This is a genomic window from Pseudoroseomonas ludipueritiae, from assembly GCF_014490445.1.
Classification (GTDB): Bacteria; Pseudomonadota; Alphaproteobacteria; order Acetobacterales; family Acetobacteraceae; genus Pseudoroseomonas; species Pseudoroseomonas ludipueritiae.
In genome coordinates, this window is sequence record NZ_JACTUZ010000247.1 from 1 (window position 1) to 3,924 (window position 3,924).

5 protein-coding genes are annotated in these 3,924 nt (G+C 69.3%); 1 reads left to right on the plus strand and 4 read right to left on the minus strand.

Annotated elements, in window-relative coordinates; translation table 11 throughout:
- On the plus strand, positions 1-1,203 hold a 1,203-nt coding region (locus tag IBL25_RS24800), incomplete at its 5' end, for an ABC transporter substrate-binding protein (RefSeq protein WP_187781131.1).
- Between the two features lie 47 nt (positions 1,204-1,250).
- Here the strand turns inward: IBL25_RS24800 and IBL25_RS24805 are convergent.
- The 4 genes from IBL25_RS24805 to IBL25_RS24820 all read right to left on the minus strand — a co-directional run.
- On the minus strand, positions 1,251-2,015 hold the full coding sequence (locus IBL25_RS24805) for a competence/damage-inducible protein A (protein WP_187781132.1): 765 nt from the start codon (positions 2,013-2,015) through the stop codon (positions 1,251-1,253).
- Positions 2,012-2,599, minus strand: coding sequence for an HD domain-containing protein (locus IBL25_RS24810; protein WP_187781133.1), 588 nt, complete (start codon positions 2,597-2,599; stop codon positions 2,012-2,014). Before IBL25_RS24810 ends, IBL25_RS24805 begins: the two co-directional genes overlap by 4 nt.
- 32 nt (positions 2,600-2,631) lie before the next feature.
- The gene (locus IBL25_RS24815; RefSeq protein ID WP_187781134.1) at positions 2,632-3,657 is read right to left on the minus strand and encodes a bifunctional GNAT family N-acetyltransferase/(deoxy)nucleoside triphosphate pyrophosphohydrolase; all 1,026 of its coding nucleotides are present in this window, start codon (positions 3,655-3,657) and stop codon (positions 2,632-2,634) included.
- 55 nt (positions 3,658-3,712) lie between these two features.
- On the minus strand, positions 3,713-3,924 hold a 212-nt coding region (locus tag IBL25_RS24820), incomplete at its 5' end, for a hypothetical protein (protein WP_238940653.1).

The window sequence follows — 3,924 nt, forward strand, 5'->3', positions numbered from 1 at the left end:
CGCGGCGTGAAGAGCGTGGAGATCGTGGACCCGCTGACCATCCGCTTCCGCACCGCGGCACCCTATCCGATGCTGCCGACCGATTTCGCGCAGGTGCTGGTGATCTCCCGCCATGTTGGCGAGGGCGCGACCACCGAGGATTACAACAGCGGCAAGGCTGTGGTCGGTACCGGCCCCTATAAGTTCAGCGCCTATACCCCCGGCAGCCGCACCCGCATGGTGCGCAACGACGCTTATTGGGGCGGCAAGCCCGACTGGGCCAATGTCGATTACCGCGTCATCTCCTCCGCCCCTGCCCGCACGGCGGCGATCCTCTCGGGCGATGTGGATGTGATCGACACTGTTCCTTCCTCGGATATTCCGAAGCTGGAGAAGGACAGCAAGGTCCAGCTTTCCTCCATCCAGGGCCTGCGCCTCATCTATCTCTCCTTCGACCGCAGCCGCAGCGACAACCCCGTCTTTGTCACCGACAACGATGGCAAGCCGCTGGCCACCAACCCCTTCAACGACCTGCGCGTCCGCCGCGCCCTCTCCGTCGCCATCAACCGCGAGGCCCTGGCGGAGCGAGTGATGGAGAATACCGCCAAGCCGGCTGGCCAATGGCTGCCGCCGGGCGCCTATTCCTATAATCCGGAGGTGAAGCCGCTGGAGCAGGATATCGAAGGTGCCAGGAAGCTTCTGGCCGAGGCCGGCTTTCCGCGCGGCTTCAGGATGACCCTGCACACGCCGAACGACCGCTACCCCAACGATGCCAAGACCTCGCAGGCGGTGGCGCAGATGTGGACGCGCGTGGGCGTGCAGACCACCGTCGAGGCCCTGCCCTGGTCCGCCTATTCCATGCGCGCCAACCGCCAGGAATTCGGCGCCCGCCTGACCGGCTGGAGCAGCTCCAGCGGCGAGGCTTCCTCCGCCCTGGTGAATATTGTCGGCACCTATGATCCGGAGAAGCGCTTCGGCGCCAGCAACGGCAGCCGCTATTCCAACCCGGAGCTGGACGCGCTGACGCTGAAGGCCGGTTCCACCATGGATGACGCGGAGCGCGAGAAGCTGCTGCAGCAGGCGATCAAGATGGCGGTGGACGATGTGGCGCTGGTACCGCTGCACCAGCTGGTGAATACCTGGGCGGTGCGGAAGGGGCTGCAGCACAGCCCGCGCATGGACGAGCGCACCCGCGCCATGGACCTGAAGCCCGCCAAGGGCTGAGCTTGCATGTTGGGCGGGCACAGCGCCCGCCCAACATCATCGCGCTGTCAGGCCGGCTCGCCCGGCACCGGCGTGAAGCCGAGGCTGGCGACGAAATCGGTGATCTCGGCGATGACGCGGTCCAGCATCGCCTCATCCGTGCCCTTGGCCACCAGAGCGACGCCGCCGCCATTCTCCCGATAATAGGGATAGGAGCCGATATCGACCTCCGGGTGGCGCGCCTGGATGGCGCCCAGGCCCTCGGCGATCCGCCCTTCCTGCATCCCCCAGGCATGCACCGCGCGGCTCTGGACCGGCACGCCGCCGCGCAGGCCGGGCGCCAGTTCCTCGAACATCGCCTGCATGATGCGCGGCACGCCCGCCATCACATGCACATTGCCGATGATGAAGCCAGGCGCGATGGAGACCGGATTGCGGATGAGCGTGGCGCCGCGCGGCATGGTCGCCATGCGCTGGCGGGCGGCGTTGAACTCGGCGGGCGGCTCGCGGCTGGCATAATGCGCCGCCATCAGCGCCCAGGCTTCCGGATGCGGCTCCCAGGGCACGCCAAAGGCCTGGGCGATGCATTCGGCGGTGATATCGTCATGCGTCGGCCCGATGCCGCCGGTGGTGAAGACATAGGTGTATTTCGCCCGCACCTCGTTCACGGTGGCGACAATCACCTCCGGCACATCCGGGACCACCCGCGCCTCGCGCAGCGGGACCCCGATCTCGCCCAGCCGGCTGGCGATGAACTTCAGGTTGGCATCCTGCGTGCGGCCCGAAAGAACTTCGTTGCCGATGATCAGCAGGCAGGCGGTAGGGTTCGTCATGATGCTTCCTTGGGCGGCGGGGCGGCCATCCGCGCCCGCGTCGCCTCGTCCAGAATGGCGCGGATCTCGGCCATCAGGGGATGCGCCGCGGTCTGCTTGCGGCCGTAGTCGAGGTTGAAAGCGTAATCGAAGCCCGCCGGGTTGCGGCCCTGCGTGTGCTGCAACAGCGTCTCCAGCTTGTCGAAGCCCTTGGCCAGCACCGCTTCCGGCGTGGCGGCGGCCTCGTATTCCTCCCACAGCGCCAGGATCTCGGCGCGGCGGGCCTCGGGCAGCGGGCGGCAGAGTTCCCGCAGGTCGGCGCGCTCCCGCGCCGCCTTGCCGCCCCCGGGGGTCTGCAACACGGCCGGGATATCGCCGCTCAGCGCCTCCCCCAGGTCATGCACGATGCAGATGCGCAACAGCTTGCCGAGGTCGATGCCCTCCAGCCCATCGGCGAAGACCATGGCCATCAGGCAAAGCCGCCAGGTGTGCTCGGCGGTGCTTTCCACCCGGCCGCGCGAGGTATGGGCGCTGCGCTCCACATCCTTCAGCGCCTCGGCGGCGCGCAGGAAATCCAGCGCGCCCAGGATCTCTTCCGTCTTCATGCTGCCCTGCCCCCAACCAGGGGGTCAGGAGCCTAAAGGAAGTCCCGCAGCATGGCGACCAGCGGCTTGTCCGCCGGCGGCATGGCATAATCGGCCAGCTTGTTGGGCCGCACCCAGGCCAGTTGCTGCCCTTCGGTCGCCGTCAGCGTGCCCTGCCAGCGGCGGCAGAGATAGAGCGGCATCAGCAACTGGAAGCGCCCGGCGTCATGGCTGGCGAAGGTGAAGGGCGCGAGGCAGGCGGCCGAGACATCGATCGCCAGTTCTTCCCTCAGCTCCCGGATCAGCGCCTCCTCCACCGTCTCGCCCGGCTCCACCTTGCCGCCGGGGAATTCCCAGAGGCCGGCCATGGGCTTGCCTTCCGGGCGGCGGGCCAGCAGCACGCGGCCATCCACATCCACCAGGGCGCAGGCGGCCACCAGCAGCAGCGGCTTGCCCTCCACCACCGGCGTCGTGGCGGTGGCGGCCACCGAGACGGGCTTGATGGGCTCCGGCTCGGTGAAGGGGCCGGCGATCTCTTCCCGCCCCCCCTCGAAGAGCCGCACCGGCAGGCGGCCGCCGCGCGCCAGGAAATGCGCTTCCCCGGTGCCGCTTTCCCGCAGGCCCACGCGGCGCAGCACGCCGGCGGAGCGGTCATTCTCCTCCAGCACGCTGGCGACGATGCGGTCGATATCCAGGTTGGCCAGGCCCCAGCGCGCGAGGCGCCCGGCGGCCTCGGCGGCGACGCCATGGCCCCAGTAGCGGCGGCCGACCCAATAGCCCAGCTCGGCGCTGCGGGACTCGGGCTGGCGCATCAGGCCGACGCAGCCGACCAGCACCTCCTTCTCCCCTTCCTGGCCCACGATGGCCAGGTGCCAGGCCTCCCCCGCCGCGCGCTGGCGATGGGTGGATTCGATCCATTCATCCGCCAGCTCACGCGAATAAGGAAAGGGCACGCGGGAAAGCCAGCGCGCCACATCCCAATCATTGATCAGGCGGTGCAGCTCGGCGGCATCGGCGGGTCCGAGCGGGCGCAGGGTCAGCCGCTCGGTACGGAGGGGATTGAAGTCGGACTGGGTCATCAAGACAGCCTGGGCGACCCCGCGACGGCCGGAGCCGCCGCGGGGGAAGATGGGCTTAACGGCGCCACCAGCCGCGCTTCTTGGGCGCCGCGTCATCGGCGGCGTCCACCATCACCGGCTGCACCGGGGCGGCTGCCACCGGCTCGGCCGACCCGGCTTCCACCTGGGCAGGAGCCGGAGCAGCCTCGGCCACGGCGGGCGCGGGCTGGGCGGAGGGAACCTCCGGCGCAGGCTCGGCAGCGGCCTCCGGCACGGCAGCGGCTTCCG